General features: G+C 56.2%; 18 protein-coding genes. 11 read left to right on the top strand and 7 right to left on the bottom strand.

From position 1 onward, the window contains the following. Window positions 1-21: 21 nt before the first annotated feature. The gene (locus GOV85_RS18630; RefSeq protein ID WP_171180940.1) at window positions 22-618 is read right to left on the bottom strand and encodes a LysE family translocator; all 597 of its coding nucleotides are present in this window, start codon (window positions 616-618) and stop codon (window positions 22-24) included. 73 nt (window positions 619-691) lie between these two features. On the opposite strand from GOV85_RS18630, the gene GOV85_RS18625 reads away from it, so the two are divergent. Together GOV85_RS18625 and GOV85_RS18620 are read left to right on the top strand one after the other, a co-directional pair. Then, window positions 692-1,144, top strand: a complete 453-nt coding sequence (locus GOV85_RS18625) for an Lrp/AsnC family transcriptional regulator (RefSeq protein ID WP_171180938.1) — start codon at window positions 692-694, stop codon at window positions 1,142-1,144. A 119-nt stretch (window positions 1,145-1,263) separates the two neighbouring features. Beyond that, window positions 1,264-1,842: a PA14 domain-containing protein gene (locus tag GOV85_RS18620; protein ID WP_171180936.1), complete on the top strand. Its 579-nt coding sequence runs from the start codon at window positions 1,264-1,266 to the stop codon at window positions 1,840-1,842. Between the two features lie 42 nt (window positions 1,843-1,884). On the opposite strand, the gene GOV85_RS18615 is transcribed toward GOV85_RS18620, so the two are convergent. Further along, on the bottom strand, window positions 1,885-2,847 hold the full coding sequence (locus GOV85_RS18615; RefSeq protein ID WP_171180934.1) for an L-malyl-CoA/beta-methylmalyl-CoA lyase: 963 nt from the start codon (window positions 2,845-2,847) through the stop codon (window positions 1,885-1,887). A 295-nt stretch (window positions 2,848-3,142) separates the two neighbouring features. Here GOV85_RS18615 and dgcN point away from each other — a divergent pair, with 295 nt between their 5' ends. The 3 genes from dgcN (at window position 3,143) to GOV85_RS18600 (ending at window position 6,055) form a co-directional block, all read left to right on the top strand. Beyond that, a complete protein-coding gene (gene dgcN / locus GOV85_RS18610; protein ID WP_171180932.1) occupies window positions 3,143-4,144 on the top strand; it encodes an N-acetyltransferase DgcN in 1,002 nt (333 codons plus the stop codon). A gap of 74 nt (window positions 4,145-4,218) precedes the next feature. Beyond that, complete coding sequence (gene dgcA, locus GOV85_RS18605) at window positions 4,219-5,184, top strand: N-acetyl-D-Glu racemase DgcA (RefSeq protein WP_171180931.1); 966 nt, start codon at window positions 4,219-4,221, stop codon at window positions 5,182-5,184. Between the two features lie 10 nt (window positions 5,185-5,194). Next, window positions 5,195-6,055: a D-amino-acid transaminase gene (locus GOV85_RS18600; protein WP_171180929.1), complete on the top strand. Its 861-nt coding sequence runs from the start codon at window positions 5,195-5,197 to the stop codon at window positions 6,053-6,055. A gap of 42 nt (window positions 6,056-6,097) precedes the next feature. On the opposite strand, the gene GOV85_RS18595 is transcribed toward GOV85_RS18600, so the two are convergent. From GOV85_RS18595 to GOV85_RS18585, 3 genes are all read right to left on the bottom strand, one after another. Next, window positions 6,098-6,412 carry a DUF1244 domain-containing protein gene (locus GOV85_RS18595; protein WP_170469595.1) on the bottom strand — a complete coding sequence of 105 codons (315 nt, stop codon included), beginning with the start codon at window positions 6,410-6,412 and terminating at the stop codon, window positions 6,098-6,100. 80 nt (window positions 6,413-6,492) lie between these two features. Beyond that, a complete protein-coding gene (locus GOV85_RS18590) occupies window positions 6,493-6,732 on the bottom strand; it encodes a DUF6868 family protein (protein ID WP_171180927.1) in 240 nt (79 codons plus the stop codon). A gap of 88 nt (window positions 6,733-6,820) precedes the next feature. Then, the gene (locus tag GOV85_RS18585; RefSeq protein WP_171180925.1) at window positions 6,821-7,558 is read right to left on the bottom strand and encodes an N-formylglutamate amidohydrolase; all 738 of its coding nucleotides are present in this window, start codon (window positions 7,556-7,558) and stop codon (window positions 6,821-6,823) included. A gap of 141 nt (window positions 7,559-7,699) precedes the next feature. Here GOV85_RS18585 and pyk point away from each other — a divergent pair, with 141 nt between their 5' ends. From pyk to GOV85_RS18555, 6 genes are all read left to right on the top strand, one after another. Then, entirely contained in the window at window positions 7,700-9,145 is a 1,446-nt protein-coding gene (pyk, locus tag GOV85_RS18580; RefSeq protein ID WP_171180923.1) for a pyruvate kinase, read from the top strand. A gap of 255 nt (window positions 9,146-9,400) precedes the next feature. Beyond that, the gene (locus GOV85_RS18575) at window positions 9,401-9,838 is read left to right on the top strand and encodes a universal stress protein (RefSeq protein WP_171180921.1); all 438 of its coding nucleotides are present in this window, start codon (window positions 9,401-9,403) and stop codon (window positions 9,836-9,838) included. Window positions 9,839-9,851: 13 nt separating this feature from the next. After that, window positions 9,852-11,402 (top strand): sodium:alanine symporter family protein, encoded by a 1,551-nt coding sequence (locus tag GOV85_RS18570; protein WP_171180919.1) that lies wholly within the window; start codon window positions 9,852-9,854, stop codon window positions 11,400-11,402. Window positions 11,403-11,586: 184 nt separating this feature from the next. Next, window positions 11,587-11,787, top strand: coding sequence for a 50S ribosomal protein L35 (rpmI, locus tag GOV85_RS18565; RefSeq protein WP_005981143.1), 201 nt, complete (start codon window positions 11,587-11,589; stop codon window positions 11,785-11,787). A gap of 14 nt (window positions 11,788-11,801) precedes the next feature. Next, a complete protein-coding gene (rplT, locus tag GOV85_RS18560; RefSeq protein WP_152457001.1) occupies window positions 11,802-12,167 on the top strand; it encodes a 50S ribosomal protein L20 in 366 nt (121 codons plus the stop codon). 200 nt (window positions 12,168-12,367) lie between these two features. Further along, window positions 12,368-13,174, top strand: coding sequence for a phytanoyl-CoA dioxygenase family protein (locus tag GOV85_RS18555; RefSeq protein ID WP_171180917.1), 807 nt, complete (start codon window positions 12,368-12,370; stop codon window positions 13,172-13,174). A 256-nt stretch (window positions 13,175-13,430) separates the two neighbouring features. Here GOV85_RS18555 and GOV85_RS18550 read toward each other — a convergent pair whose 3' ends face one another. Both GOV85_RS18550 and GOV85_RS18545 read right to left on the bottom strand, forming a co-directional pair. Further along, the gene (locus GOV85_RS18550; protein WP_171180915.1) at window positions 13,431-13,916 is read right to left on the bottom strand and encodes a DUF3124 domain-containing protein; all 486 of its coding nucleotides are present in this window, start codon (window positions 13,914-13,916) and stop codon (window positions 13,431-13,433) included. Between the two features lie 153 nt (window positions 13,917-14,069). Next, window positions 14,070-15,461, bottom strand: coding sequence for an aspartate aminotransferase family protein (locus GOV85_RS18545; protein ID WP_171180983.1), 1,392 nt, complete (start codon window positions 15,459-15,461; stop codon window positions 14,070-14,072). Window positions 15,462-15,494 lie beyond the last annotated feature (33 nt).

Raw genomic sequence — 15,494 nt, 5'->3', positions numbered from 1 at the left:
GCCAATGCTTGTCATCATCACTCAGTGTGGCCAAAGCACAGGGTAGAGCGAGGCAATAAGCAGCGCGGCCATCGTCCAGTTGAAAGCAACCAGCCTGCGCGGATTTGTCAGCAGGCGTGCCATCTGCTGACCAAGGACCGTCCAGGTGCTGACCGAGGGCAGATTGACCGCGCCAAAGACAAGGGCCACCAGCAGGATCGCGTGCAACGTCTGATTGGGGGCGTATGCAGTCGTGGCCGTCAGGGCCATGGCCCAGGCCTTGGGGTTCACCCATTGAAAGGCGGCAGCTTGCAGAAATGTCATCGGGATGCCCGACGCCTCTGATCCCTTGGCTGGCGCGGCATGGGCAATCTTCCACGCCAGATACAGAAGATAGACGACTGAAACGATCTTCAACGCGGTGTGGCTGATAGGGTATCTGTCGAACACCTGCACCAACCCTGCACCAACCAGCAGCACCATGACCGTGAACCCCAGGCCAATGCCCAGCATATGCGGGATCGAGCGTCGAAAACCGAAGTTCGCGCCAGATGCCATCAGCATCAGATTGTTGGGTCCCGGCGTGATCGAGGTCACAAAGGCAAAGACGATCAGGGCCATAAGGATGTCATAGGTCATAGCGCGTAGTATTGATCGTGCTCATGAAAATGAAATTGCTTATTTGTGCGTGTTTCCGGTAATTACACAACTTATGATGAAGAATGATCAAATTAACCGCCAGATATTGCGTGAACTAACGCGCGACGGGCGCATCAGCAACCTGGAACTGGCGGAACGGATCGGCCTGTCTCCCTCGGCTTGCTTGCGTCGTGTTCAAGAGCTTGAAAAGGCTGGGGTGATCACCGGCTATCGCGCCGTTCTGGACCCTGCCGCCATGGGTGTGGGCTTTGTTGCTTACATCGGTGTTGGCTTGGGTGAACACACAAAAGCCGCGCAGGAGGGGTTTGAACGCGCCTTGCAACAAGCCCCCGAGGTTGTCGAATGCCACAACATCACTGGCACTATCGAATACCTACTTCGGGTCGAATGCGCCGACCTGCCGTCCTACAAGACTTTTCATACCGAGGTGTTGGGAACGCTGCCCCATGTTACGTCGATCACGTCGTATGTGGTTATGGGATCACCCAAGGATTTGAGGGCATAACCCTTGAAATTGTGAAGTTTCACTCTCTTGCAGGGTAAAAATTCACAGCCTAGTGTCATGGTAATGACGTTGCCAGGGGATAGGCCCAGCCAAAACGGCGCGCAAACAGGGAGATTACGATGAAACTCGTTCGAACAGTGGCGACCGCAGTAGCCATGTCGCTTGTTGCCGGGGCTGCTTTGACTGCCCCGCTGAAACTGCAACCTGCCAGCCCGCAACCTGCTCCGAAAGCGGGGCTGAATGTGAAATACTATGGTACTGGCAACCAACACAAAAAGATCCGCGATCTGAGCCAGGCCAAAAGCTTGCTGTCTCAGGCGAAGCCGGGAAAACCGTTGCGTGGGTTGGATTACCGGGACACCAGCAAGGGCGAGGACGTCATGACCTTCGACCAAGCCTACAATGTTGCCGCCGAGGTGACGGGGTATATGCGGTTCGACTCGCCTGGGGTTTACGAGTTGGAAACTTGGTCAAATGACGGGATCGAGGCTTGGGTTGGCGGCCAACAGATTGGCCGTGTTACAAGCATTCAGGGCTGTGAAGCCAATCAGCGCACCGAAGTAGAAGTACCCAAAGCGGGCTGGTATCCATTAAAGATCGTCTATTTCCAAAAACTGGGAACATCGTGCCTGATGATGAAGTCAGGAAAGAAGGGTGAACGCTTCACATGGACACCGAACGAGGTTTTTGGTCGTTGAAATAACACAAAAAGGGCGCTCGATTGAGCGCCCTTTTTTGACTTAACTGCCTGCCGCAATCAGTTCGGCCTGCGCCACAATGACTTCCGCCTGCTTGATTGAGGCGATGTCGACCAAGCGCCCCTTATAGACAGTCGCGCCTTCGCCATTTGCCTTGGCCTGTTCCATCGCGGCAAGAATTTCGCGGGCCTCGGAAACGGCTTCGTCAGATGGGGTGAAGACCTGATTGGCCAATGCGATCTGCTTGGGATGGATCGCCCATTTCCCAACCATACCCAAAGTCGCTGAACGTTTAGCCTGCGCGATATAGCCTTCGTCATCGCTGAAATCGCCGAAAGGCCCATCCACCGGCAACACGCCATGGGTGCGGCAGGCGGCCACGATGGCAGCTTGCGCCCAGTGCCATGGATCAGACCAGTGTTTCTCGCCTTCACGCAGCATGTAGTAGTTTTCTTGCGTGCCGCCGATGCCGGTGGTCTGCATTCCCATCGAGGCTGCGAAATCGGCGGCCCCAAGGCTCATGGCCTGCAGGCGGGGGGATGAGGCTGCAATTTCTTCAACATGCGCGATACCAGCAGAAGACTCGATGATAACCTCGAAGCTGATTTGTTTGGTACGGCCCTTGGCACGCTCGATCGCTGTGACCAGCGCATCGACCGCATAGACATCCGCCGCACATCCGACTTTGGGGATCATGATCTGATCCAGACGGTCGCCTGCCTGCTCCAACACGTCGACAACGTCACGGTACCAGTAGGGCGTGTCCAGCCCGTTGATCCGGACGGACATGTATTTGGTACCCCAGTCGACTGTGTTCAGCGCCTCAATGACGTTGGCGCGTGCCGCATCCTTGTCCGAAGGCGCAACCGAGTCCTCTAGATCCAGGTTGATCACATCCGCAGCCGACGCTGCCATCTTAGGGAACAGTTTGGTGTTCGACCCGGGGCCAAACAGCTGACAACGGTTGGGGCGTGCCGGTGCGGCAGGTTGGATGCGAAAGCTCATCGAGACCTCGTGCGAGTAATGAAATTGCGATTTTCCTGCTCAATGAGGTATTAAATTGCGCGGCGTGGCGCAAGGGCGATTATGCATCTGCGGCAATGCGGCTGCAGAATGGAGGTATTGGATAACTGCGAAAAGGTGATTAAAGTTTAATCATTTTGAAAACTTCGAATATTTTTGCGCATCAAAGTAAACTTGTGCAAGAATATCGCGCCTTAGTCGTATCAAGCGGATCAAAACGCGAAACGCTCGTTTTGCCGTTTCTCTAGCTTAAGCCGGAATCAAAGGAGTGACCGCAATGATCGAGACACCGTACCTGCTGTTTTTGGGCGATGCGCCCGACCAATTGGCGGCCAAAGTGGCTGTGGGCATCAAGGACTGGCGTCCAGAAAACGCCGTCGGCCAGTATCGCATGGACGGCTGCAAGGCTGATCTGGGCCTGACAGATATGACCTTGACCGAGGCGAAAGAAGCCGGCGCCAAGACGCTGGTTATTGGCGTGGCCAACCGTGGCGGCGTTATCAGCCAAGAATGGAAGAAGGTTCTGGTTATGGCGCTTGAGGAAGGATTTGACCTTGCCTCTGGCCTGCACAATCTGTTGCGCGACGAACCCGATCTGGTGGCCGTAGCCGAAGCAACTGGTCAAAAGCTGCACGACGTGCGTGTGCCCGAAATCGAATACCCGATTGCCAACGGGATCAAGCGTAAGGGTAAGCGTTGCCTGGCTGTGGGTACCGACTGTTCTGTCGGCAAGATGTACACAGCCATGGCGATCGATGCTGAAATGCGCAAGCGCGGTATGAAGTCGACATTCCGGGCGACCGGTCAGACTGGCATCCTGATCACCGGCGATGGTGTGCCGCTTGACGCGGTCATTGCGGACTTCATGGCGGGCTCAATCGAGTGGCTGACGCCCGACAATGATGAGGACCACTGGGACCTGATCGAAGGGCAGGGCTCTTTGTTCCACGTGTCCTATTCCGGTGTGACAATGGCGTTGATCCATGGTGGCCAGCCAGACGCCCTGATCCTGAGTCACGAACCGACCCGCGAACACATGCGCGGTCTGCCCACCTATCAGCAACCGTCACTGGAAACCCTGCGCGACACCGCGCTGGCACTGGCCAAAGTGGCGAACCCTGATTGTCAGGTTGTCGGCGTTTCGGTTAACACCCAGCATATGTCCGAAGAAGACGCGGTTGCCTATCTGGCCAAGATCGAAGCCGACATGGGCTTGCCTGCAACCGACCCGTTCCGCTTCGGGTCCGGCAAGCTGGTGGACGCGCTGGCAGCGATGTGAGCTGAACAACATGCCGGAGGTGGGGTCATCCGCCTCCGGTAAGAGCATTAGAAAAGAAATGAAGGAGCGGTTGCGTGCAGATAGAGGTCTCTCGCGATGTGTTTCGACTGGCGCAGGTGTTTACCATTTCGCGCGGGTCGCGGACCGAAGCAAAAGTTCTGACGGTTCGCATATCAGATGGAACCTATCAGGGTTGGGGCGAATGTGTCCCCTATGCGCGCTACGACGAAACGCTCGAGTCTGTTGAGGCCGAGATTGCAGGGTTGCCTGCGGAATTTACCCGACAGTCGCTGATGGACTTGCTGCCCGCTGGCGCTGCGCGAAATGCCGTGGATTGCGCCTTGTGGGATTTGGAGTGCAAACGCGCCGGTAAACGGGTTTGGGAACTGGCAGGTCTGCCGGTTCCGGGGCCTGAGATTACCGCCTACACGTTGTCGCTGGATACGCCCGAAGCGATGCGGGCACAGGCTGCCGATAACGCGCATCGCCCGTTGCTGAAGATCAAACTGGGTACACCTGACGACATGCCCCGGCTTGAAGCCGTGCGTGCAGGGGCGCCTAAATCCAAGATCATCGTAGATGCGAACGAAGGCTGGTCGGCTGAGGTTTATGCCGACCTCGCCCCGCATCTGGTGCGTCTGGGAGTGGCACTGGTTGAACAGCCCCTGCCGGCCGGAGACGACGATGCGCTGATCGGAATGGATCGTCCGGTACCGGTCTGTGCAGACGAATCCTGCCATGACCGCAACAGCCTGCCTAAGCTGAAGGGCAAATATGATGTCATCAACATCAAGCTCGACAAAACCGGCGGTCTGACCGAGGCGCTGGAATTGCGCAAAGCCGCGATTGCCCAAGGCTATGACATCATGGTGGGTTGCATGGTCGGAAGCTCGCTTGCCATGGCTCCTGCGACACTGCTGGCGCAGGGTGCGATGGTGACAGACCTTGACGGCCCGCTTCTGTTGGCCGAAGACCGCGACACCCCGCTGATTTTTGACGACGCCGGAGTGCACCCTTCGGTGTCCGCGCTCTGGGGCTGAGGAGACAAACATGACCCGAACCGTTTACGTAAATGGCGAATACCTGCCCGAGACCGAAGCCAAGGTGTCGATCTTTGACCGTGGCTTTCTGTTTGCAGACGCGGTTTACGAAGTCACCAGCATTTTGGACGGCAAGCTGATCGATTTCGAAGGCCACGCGGTTCGCCTGAAGCGCTCGCTGGACGAGTTGGAGATGGCCGAGCCTTGCACCAAAGACGAATTGCTTGAGATACACCGCAAGCTGGTGGAATTAAATGGCATCGAAGAAGGCCTGGTGTATCTGCAGGTGTCGCGCGGCAGCGATGGCGACCGTGATTTTGTGTTCCCATCGGCAGATACCAATCCCAGCCTTGTTCTGTTTACACAGAACAAGCCGGGTTTGGCTGACAGCCCGGCGTCGAAGAAAGGCGCCAAAATCATCTCGATCGACGACATTCGCTGGGGCCGTCGCGATATCAAAACCGTTCAGCTGCTCTATCCGTCGATGGGCAAGATGATGGCCAAGAAAGCGGGTTGTGATGATGCCTGGTTGATCGAAGACGGATACGTGACGGAAGGCACCAGCAACAACGCCTATTTCGTCAAGAGCGGCAAGATTGTCACCCGCCCGCTGTCGAACGACATCCTGCATGGGATAACACGTAAGGCTGTGCTGCGCATGGCGGCCGAAGCGCAAATGGAAATCGAAGAGCGTCTGTTCACCATTGATGAGGCCAAAGAAGCGGATGAGGCGTTCACAACCTCGGCCAGCGCCTTTGTCATGCCGGTGGTCGAGATTGACGGAGTCGTGCTAGGCGACGGCACACCGGGGCCGATTGCCAAACGTCTGCGCGAAATTTATCTGGATGAAAGTCGCAAGGCGGCGATCTAAAGAAAAGGCCCGCCGATTTGGCGGGCCTTGTTCATTTTGGACTTAGCCTTTTTTGGTTACATTCTCTTCAAACGCGACCTTGAAGGCTGCCTGTTTTTCGGGGCTGGCATCGGTCTGATAGTTGGCTTTCCATTCATCCATGGTCATGCCGTAAAACACTTCGCGGGCTTCATCCTTGCCCATCTCGATGCCTTTTTCATTGGCGGCTTCCTGATACCAGCGCGACAGGCAATTGCGGCAGAATCCGGCCAGATTCATCATGTCGATATTCTGAACGTCGGTGCGGTCTTCCATCAGGTGTTTTTGCAACCGACGAAACGCGGCGGCCTGAAGTTCGATTTCGGTTTGCTTGTCCATAAGGCTGCTCCGGGTGGTTTGGTGTGCTGTGCTTGACCTAACAATCCAGCAGACTTGTTACAATAAGCGGGCTGCCCCACCTACATCAGTTTCAAAGCCAACCATGGCACAATGCAAAAGATAAGGGTCAGGATCTTATAGTTGGCAAGATACCTGAAATACGCACGTTTCACGTCTGGGTGCTCCATCTGAAACAGCTTGCCGTGAATGCCCGCAATCCAATCCTGCAGCATCAGGACCATGACAGTGGTGAACAGAAGAACCGCGATATTGAGGGCGGCCATCCAGCCGAAGAACGTTGTCAGAAACTCATGTGTCACGACGATCCCCTTTCGTTCATTATATGGGGATCAGACTGTGCGCTCACAATAGCGTGAAGTGCGGATCGCAGGTGCACGACCTGCGTCTTCAAAGGTCGCTGGACTCCAGCGCGTCCTGCAAGACAACCGCCAACCGTTCGGCCCATTCTCGCTGCCCCTCGTGGTCGCCGATCAGGTCATTTCGCAGCTCGATCAAAGCGTTGGGGCGGCCAAAAGCGGTGCAGTGCTTGTCAATCGCATCTCCGGGCAGCACACCGGTATAGGGTTCATTGACGCCGACACACAGATCATCTTCGGCCTGAAGCCGCTCGATCAGGGGGCGTGAAAAACGTTCGTCTGGGGTGTGCAAGACGCCGATGTGCCAGGGACGTGGCTCACGCCCGCGCAGTTGGCGGGTGAAGGAGTGCATCGAGACAATCACCGCGTGGGGCAGGGCGGCCATCTGCGCCAGCGCATCATGATAAGGGCGATAGCACATGTTCAGGCGTCTTTCGCGCTCGGATGCATCCGCGTGGCGGTTGCCGGGGATGATCGAACCGTCATAGAGCTTCATCAACAGGGTCGGGTCGTCCTCGCCACGGTTGGGGTCAATGACAAGGCGCGAGAAATTGGCGGCAACCACTGGTGCATCCAAAATCTCACCCAGATGTTTGGACACTTCGTATGCTCCAACATCATAAGCAATGTGACGTTCCATATCTTCACGTGGCAAACCAAGGTCGCCGCCGTTTATTTCGGGGGGGACGGTATTGGTTGCGTGATCACATGTAATCAACCAGCGCGACGGGCGATCCGCGCCGTGAACAAAAAATGGGGTGTACGTCATGAGCCTGTCATCTAGTTTGTCGCAGGTGTAGGGCAGTTGCTTTGAAAAGGGAATTGGGCAATAAGCACTCAGCCAATGTTTGCGGTAACATTTTGCTGCACCCTAATCTGCAAGTAAGACGACGTAAGGAGATCAAGACCAATGCGACGCCTGAGAAATGTAAAAATCGTGGCGACGCTGGGACCGGCGTCTAGTGACTACGATACTATTCGCGCCTTGCATGAGGCCGGGGCCGATGTGTTTCGACTGAACATGAGTCACGGCAGCCATGATGAGATCCGCGAGCGGCACAAGATTATTCGGCAGGTCGAAAAGGATCTGGACAGCCCGATTGCCATTCTGGCTGACCTTCAGGGGCCAAAGCTGCGCGTTGGCGTCTTTGCAAACGAGGCGGAAGAGTTGGAGGAAGGCGCGGCCTTCCGCCTTGATCTTGATCCCGCCGCCGGAGACATAAACAGAGTATGCCTGCCGCACCCCGAGATTTTTGCGGCGCTTGAGCCGGGTGCGCGCCTGTTGGTGAATGATGGCAAGATCCGCCTGACGGTTCAGGACTGCGGTCAGGATTTCGCCAACTGCACGGTCGAAGTTGGCGGCACCATCTCAAACCGAAAGGGCGTGAATGTCCCGGATGTTGTGCTGCCGCTGGCAGCGTTGTCGGCCAAGGACCGGGACGATCTGGAGTTTGTCTGTCAGCTGGGTGTCGACTGGCTGGCGCTGAGCTTCGTACAGCGTGCCAAGGATGTGTTCGAGGCCCGGTCTCTGGCTGACGGTCGTGCTGCGATCCTGTCAAAGATTGAAAAGCCCGCTGCGGTTGAGGCGTTTGACGATATTCTCGATGCGTCAGATGGGATCATGGTGGCGCGGGGTGATCTCGGCGTGGAGCTGCCGGTCTCTGCTGTGCCGCCGATCCAGAAACGGCTGGTCCGCAGGTGCCGTGGCGCGGCCAAACCGGTGATCGTGGCGACCCAGATGTTGGAAAGCATGATCGAAAGCCCGATGCCAACCCGCGCCGAGGTATCGGATGTGGCGACGGCGATCTATGAAGGCACGGACGCCATCATGCTTAGCGCGGAATCGGCGGCGGGGGCCTATCCGGTCGAAGCCGTGCAAACCATGAACAAGGTCGCTATCGAGGTCGAGGCAGACCCGACTTACACCCAGATTATCGCGGCATCCCGGACGGCCAAGGGCAGCACCGTGGCCGATGGTATCGTCGCTGCCGCGCGCGAGATTGCGGAAAAGACCGACATCAAGGCCATCTGCTGTTTCACCCAAAGCGGCACAACAGCCTCGCTGACGGCGCGTGAACGTCCGGGCGTGCCGATCATCGCCATGACCTCGCAACGGGGAACCGCCCGGCGGTTGTGTCTGAGCTGGGGCTGCAACTGTGTGATGACACCTGAACTGCAACGGTTTAAGGGCGCTGTGGTGAACGCAGCCCGCGCTGCGCGGGCCGGTGGATTTGCATCCGAGGCGGATCAGATTGTGGTCACGGCGGGTGTGCCGTTTAATGTTCCCGGCACCACCAACATTCTACGAGTCGCCCCCTGTGACGAACGCCTGATTTACAGCACCGATCCCGAGTAGTTCGGGCCCAAGTCGACATCAGAACTAAGGAAACGGCTGCTGTTTAAGCTGCCGTTTTCCTGTTGTGCGACGGGTGAAAAACTTGATTTATAAGAGAAATTTGACCGGTATGGGCGAATTTGGCACAATGGTCTTCATTCGTGGGTAGAATTTCCTGATAAATGACCTAGGGGCAGTCTCAGCCAAAGTTCCAAGTTCCGGCTGCCCTGCCGGGGGCACGGGCCCCGGACCAAACAACAAAAAAGGAGGAACAAGATGACAACAAAGATTGTCATAGGACTCGACGGGACAGAGACCGGTGAGCGCGCGATTGCCTTTGCCACGGACCTGGCAAAGCTGATCGGATCATGTGAATTGCTGGTCGCATATGTGATTGAATGGTCCCCTTATACATTCCAGACACCGGAAGAAAACGCACAGCGCCACAAGCGGCGTGAGGAAGAGGTCGAGTTGGCGACGTCACGTATTGTGACGCCCGCCGTTGACGCCCTCAAGGCAGCTGGTTTCGCGGCGCAGGGCGTTGTGCGCCATGGCGATGTGGCGGAAACGTTGAACGCCATCACCGTTGAAAACGAAGCCTCTCAGATTGTTGTGGGCCGGGCTTCAGCGGACGGCATCAAGAAACGTATCTTCGGCAGTTCAACACAGAACCTTGTGATGCATGCCGATGTTCCGGTTACAGTTGTAAATTGAGGTGGGCAGAAGAATGAAAACGCTACAACACCTGTACCTTGCGGCGCTTGCCGCCTTCATGGCCACTGCAGCTTCGGCGCAAGAGGCGCCGGGCCTGGATGATAAGATCAATCAAGCCTTTGCAGATGCAACCGGGCCCTTTGTCAGCTTTATTTTTGCACCCTTCCCGGGAACCGGTTTTCCGTGGATCGTCGGCTGGCTGGTGATCGCGGCCACTGTCTTTACGCTTTATTTTGCGTTTGTGCAGTTCCGCTTCTTTGGACACTCGATCAGCCTTGTCAAAGGCGACTATTCCGATCCAAATGACGCCGGTGAGGTTAGCCACTTTCAAGCTCTGGCCACGGCGCTGTCCGGAACGGTTGGCCTTGGTAATATTGCCGGTGTGGCGGTTGCCATCGGAATCGGCGGGCCGGGAGCGACGTTCTGGATGATTGTCGCGGGCCTGTTGGGCATGGCGTCGAAATTCACCGAATGTACGCTGGGCGTGAAATACCGCAACGAATACGAGGACGGCACCGTCTCGGGCGGTCCGATGTACTATATGTCCAAGGGCTTTGCTGAACTTGGGTTGCCCGGTGGTAAAATCCTCGCGGTTCTGTTCTCGATCTTCTGTATTCTTGGCGCGCTGGGCGGGGGCAATATGTTCCAGGCCAATCAGGCACATCAACAGATTGCAGGAATCGTGGGGGATTACCCCGGTTGGATCACTGGTCTGGTCTTTGCGGCCATCGTCTTTGCAGTAATCGTAGGTGGTCTGAAGTCGATCGCGCGTGTGACTGAGAAGGTCGTACCGTTCATGGGCGTGATGTATGTGCTGGCAGCGCTGGTCATCATCATCATGCACGCTGATCAGATCGGATGGGCCTTTGGCCAGATCTTTGCGGGCGCTTTCACCGGCCTTGGCGTTGCGGGCGGTATGGTCGGTGCGCTGATCCAGGGCTTCCGCCGTGCTGCGTTTTCGAACGAAGCGGGTGTGGGCTCGGCTGCCATCGCCCACTCGGCTGTTCGGACCAAGGAACCGATCACCGAAGGGTTCGTTTCACTGCTGGAGCCATTCATCGACACCGTTGTGATCTGTACCATGACGGCGCTGGTGATCATCATCACGCAGCAGCTCATCGTTGACCCGGCGACGGGCAACTACATGCTGAACGAGGCGGGTAACGCCATTGCCACCGTTGATGGCAACTCCGGCGTCAGCCTGACCTCCGCCGCCTTCGGTAGCGCGTTCAGCTGGTTCCCCTTCATCCTGGCGATTGCCGTGGTTCTGTTTGCCTTCTCGACCATGATCAGCTGGTCCTACTACGGCCTCAAAGCCTGGACTTACCTGTTCGGCGAAGGTCACACCAAAGAGCTGGTGTTCAAGATCATCTTCTGCATCTTCGTTGTCATCGGTGCGGCGGCCAATCTGGGCCCGGTCATCGACTTCTCGGATGCGGCGATCTTTGCGATGGCTGTGGTGAACGTCTTTGCGCTTTACTTCCTGATGAAAGTCGTGCGTCAGGAACTGGCGTCTTATGCTGAGCGGTTGAAAAGCGGAGAAATCCGCAAGTTCGAGCATTGATCCAATCCACCGGGGCGGCCAATGTCGCCCCGGTGCCAGACCAGCCGCGCACAAAGCGCAGATTCTGGTCGAATCCCCCTTGCCAGTATGACGGAACTTGCGTAAATGGCGCGTCTGATCGCGTGACCGGCCGAGATGGCATGCCGAGTCGCGTTTGAAACCGAACCCGAAAAAGGAGACGGAAATGCCTAAGATGAAGACCAAATCGAGCGCTAAAAAGCGCTTCAAGGTGACTGCGACCGGTAAGGTCATGGCAGGCCAGGCCGGTAAGCGGCACGGCATGATCAAGCGGACCAAGAAATTCATCCGCGACGCCCGTGGCACCACCACACTGTCCGCCCCCGACGCCAAGATCGTCAAGGGCTACATGCCCTACGACCGCTAAGAGGAGATTAAGAGATGTCCCGCGTTAAAGGTGGAACCGTAACTCACGCCCGTCACAAGAAGGTCATCAAGGCTGCCAAAGGTTACTATGGCCGCCGCAAGAGCACCTTCAAGGTTGCCCGTCAGGCCGTCGACAAGGCCAACCAGTACGCAACCCGCGACCGTAAGAACCGCAAGCGCAACTTCCGCGCGCTGTGGATCCAGCGTATCAACGCTGCTGTCCGTTCGCATGACGAAGCACTGACATATTCCCGCTTCATCAACGGCCTGAACCTGGCCGGTATCGAAGTGGACCGCAAAGTTCTGGCCGACCTGGCCGTGCACGAACCGGAAGCGTTCGGCGCGATCGTCGCCAAAGCTCAGGCCGCTCTGACCGCCTGATCCTCTGAAAAGAGACAGTGAAAGAAAAGCCGTCCCGGTTGGGGCGGCTTTTTTGCATCATGGGTCGAAAAGCTCCAAGCGCGCATTCGGTACGGTATGTTTCAATTTTCATTGGCGCCGACGCAAACCAGAGCCGAAACAGGCTTGGCAGGTCATGTTTTTCCACTAACGATTGCTTAGTCATTTCGTGGGAGGCGACTATGGGAGTAGACCAAAGGGTAAGAACTTGGGCGAACGCTTACAATCGGGACGGTTATGTAGGTGGTGTTCCGATCCTGACTGAAGTCGAAGCGCAAGAACACCGGGCCGGACTGGAATGGGCCGAGAGCCAACTGGGTGCGTCCATGCATTACAAGTCCAAAGCACACACAATCTTAACTTCGCCCTACAAGCTTGCTACGCACCCTCTGATGCTTGATCTCATCGAAGCGCTGATCGGGCCCGACATTCTTTTGTACAATGTTACCTATATCATCAAAGAACCTGGCTCGACCTCGCATGTCAGTTGGCATCAGGATCTGACTTATTGGGGCCTGAGTCATGACGACCAGGTATCCGCTTGGCTCGCCTTGTCGCCAGCGGACGAGGAAAGCGGTTGCATGCGAATGCTCCCGGGAAGTCATGCGAACGGTGTGATGAGCCATGAAACAACGGAAGACGACGATAACGTTCTTTTGCAGGGGCAGACTGTTCTTGGAGTTGATGAGAGCCAAGCCAAGCTTTGTCCGCTGCGTCCGGGCGAGGCGAGTTTTCACCATGGTTGGACGCTACATGCCTCGATGCCGAACAAAAGCAAGGATCGCCGAATTGGGCTGAATATCCAGTATCTTGCGGCGCATGTACGTCAGACCAAACATGATCTCGATACGGCAATGCTGGTACGCGGCGAAGACAATTTCGGCCATTTTGGCATCGACACTCCCGCTGAAATCGATCTTGATCCTGTGGCGGTGCAGAGGCAAATCGAGCTGGAACAGCGTCATGTTGAAATAGCAGGAACAGCCTGAGGCATTGACGAACCGCTTTGGGCAAAATGCAAAGCAGAGAGTGGCCCAAACGCTGGCCGCTCTGACTGCCTGATCCTCTTTCGAGAGATTGCGAGTTCAAGGCCGTCCCGATTGGAGCGGCCTTTTTTGAACGTAGAGAATGTCGGCTTTGAGCCCAAACTTAGCTCCAGTCGCAGTGGCAAAGAACCAGTCACTGTTGCTTAGGTATTAGCTTAATGGTCGAGCTGGTCACATAGAAGCAAAGTAGTGGTCGGTGTTACGGTTCTTGTGACAACACTTGACCTCGGCTTGTAAACGAGATCCCTTGAGTGCCGCTTCCACCGACCATGATTGCTTCTACGATAGGGGGTGACACCGGAACTTCTGCCGACCATGTGACTACGAAATTCGCGCCGATGCCGTCTCCGACGCTACCAATAGGTACAAGCGCATTCATTGACCCAAATGGCATCAGCTGAACGGGCTCATTTATGAGGGTTTCCAGAAGCTGCCCCGCTCTGTCGTAATATTCGACGCGCTCAACTTTGATCTCTGATTGAAGACTAATGTTGTGCACAACGAGGGTAGACGCGAGCGGTTCGCTGCGCCCTTCCTGCGTGAAAACTCGCGAGTAGGAGGGAACATAGATGACTTGAGATGTTACACTCTCCGAAACTTGTGCGAATGAAGGGCTTGGTACAGTCGTCAACGAAACCAAAGCCATTGAGAGTGACCAGAAATATCTGCGGGAGAAAAACTTCATTTAGGAGAATGCTCCGTTTGTTCAGTCGTGAATATGAGCATACGGATGACAAGATTCGGCGCAAGAAAATGACCGCTTTGTCCGCACTTCGACCATTCACAAAAAAACCGACACTCGATGTGCCGGTTTTTCTTTTTTTAATATTTGGTCAGCTTACCCGAAAACACGCCCCAACGCGCCGTCAACGGCGTCAGTGATCTGGTCGATGTCATCCGCCGTTGCGATCAGTGCGGGCGAGAAGCACAGCGTGTTGTTACGGCTGGGGATCGAGCGGTTGGTGGCACCGATGATCACGCCTTGCGCCATACAATCGGCGACAACGGCCTGAACCCGCTTTTCATCCATCGGGTCTTTGGTCGTACGGTCGGTGACCAGTTCGGCCCCCAGGAACAGGCCCTTGCCGCGCACGTCGCCGATAACCTTGTGCTTTTCCATCAGCGCTTGCAGGTTGTCGAACATGCGGTTGCCCATGTCGGTGCAGTTGCCCAACAGGTTCTCGTCTTCGATGATGCGCATATTCTCAATCGCCGCTGCCGGACCGGCGGTGCAACCGCCAAAGGTCGAGATATCGCGGAAATAGCCCATCGGGTCCGACGCGTCGTCTTTGAACATGTCAAAGACTTCCTCGGTCGTGACCATCACAGCAATAGCGGCATAGCCCGATGCAACGCCCTTGGCCATGGTTACGAAGTCAGGCTTGATGCCATACTGCTGGTACCCGAACCATGTCCCAGTCCGGCCTACGCCGCAAACAACTTCGTCGATATGCAGCAGCACGTCGTACTTTTTGCAGATCTCCTGCACGCGCTGCCAATACCCTTCAGGCGCTTCGATCACACCACCACCGGCGGTAACGGGCTCAAGGCACAGGGCGCCAACGGTGTCAGGGCCTTCGCGCAGGATGACTTCTTCGATCTGGTCTGCTGCCCATTCGCCGAAGTTTTCGACGGGTGCACCGTCGAGTTCATGCTTGCGATATTCCATGCAGTGCGGCACGCGTACAAAATCAGGTGCGAAGGGACCGTATTGCGCGGTACGCTCGTCCTGACCACCCGCCGACATGGTCGCCAGCGTCGAGCCGTGATAGTCGCGGTCGCGATACAGGATCTTGGTTTTCTTGCCGCCGTATTTCTTGTGCGCGATCTGGCGCACCATCTTGAACGCCTTCTCGTTCGCTTCGGATCCCGAGTTGGTGTAGTAGACGCGGCTCATGCCGGGCATCTTTTCGATCAGCTTTTCCGCAAAGATGGAGCCGGGGATCGAACCTGCGGTATTGGCGAAATAGCACAGTTTCATCAACTGGTCATAGACTGCCTTACAGATTGATTCGCGGCCATAGCCGACGTTCACAGTCCAGACGCCACCCGAAACAGCATCCAGGTGTTCCTTGCCCTTCTGATCCCAGACGCGCATACCTTTGCCTTCGACAATGATACGCGGGTCATTGGTTTCAAAGGGTTTATGCTGCAGCAGGTGGTGCCAGATATGGGCGCGGTCGGCTTCGACCACGCGGGAAAGATCGTTTTCGTTGAACGTGCCGTCCATGACAAGTCCTTTCACTGAGATGCGCTTCTGGGG

Source organism: Ruegeria sp. HKCCA4633, assembly GCF_013034605.1.
In the GTDB taxonomy this organism is placed as follows: Bacteria; Pseudomonadota; Alphaproteobacteria; order Rhodobacterales; family Rhodobacteraceae; genus Ruegeria.
Note: the sequence above shows the minus strand (reverse complement) of the source record. Positions and strands in the feature narration are given on the sequence as shown.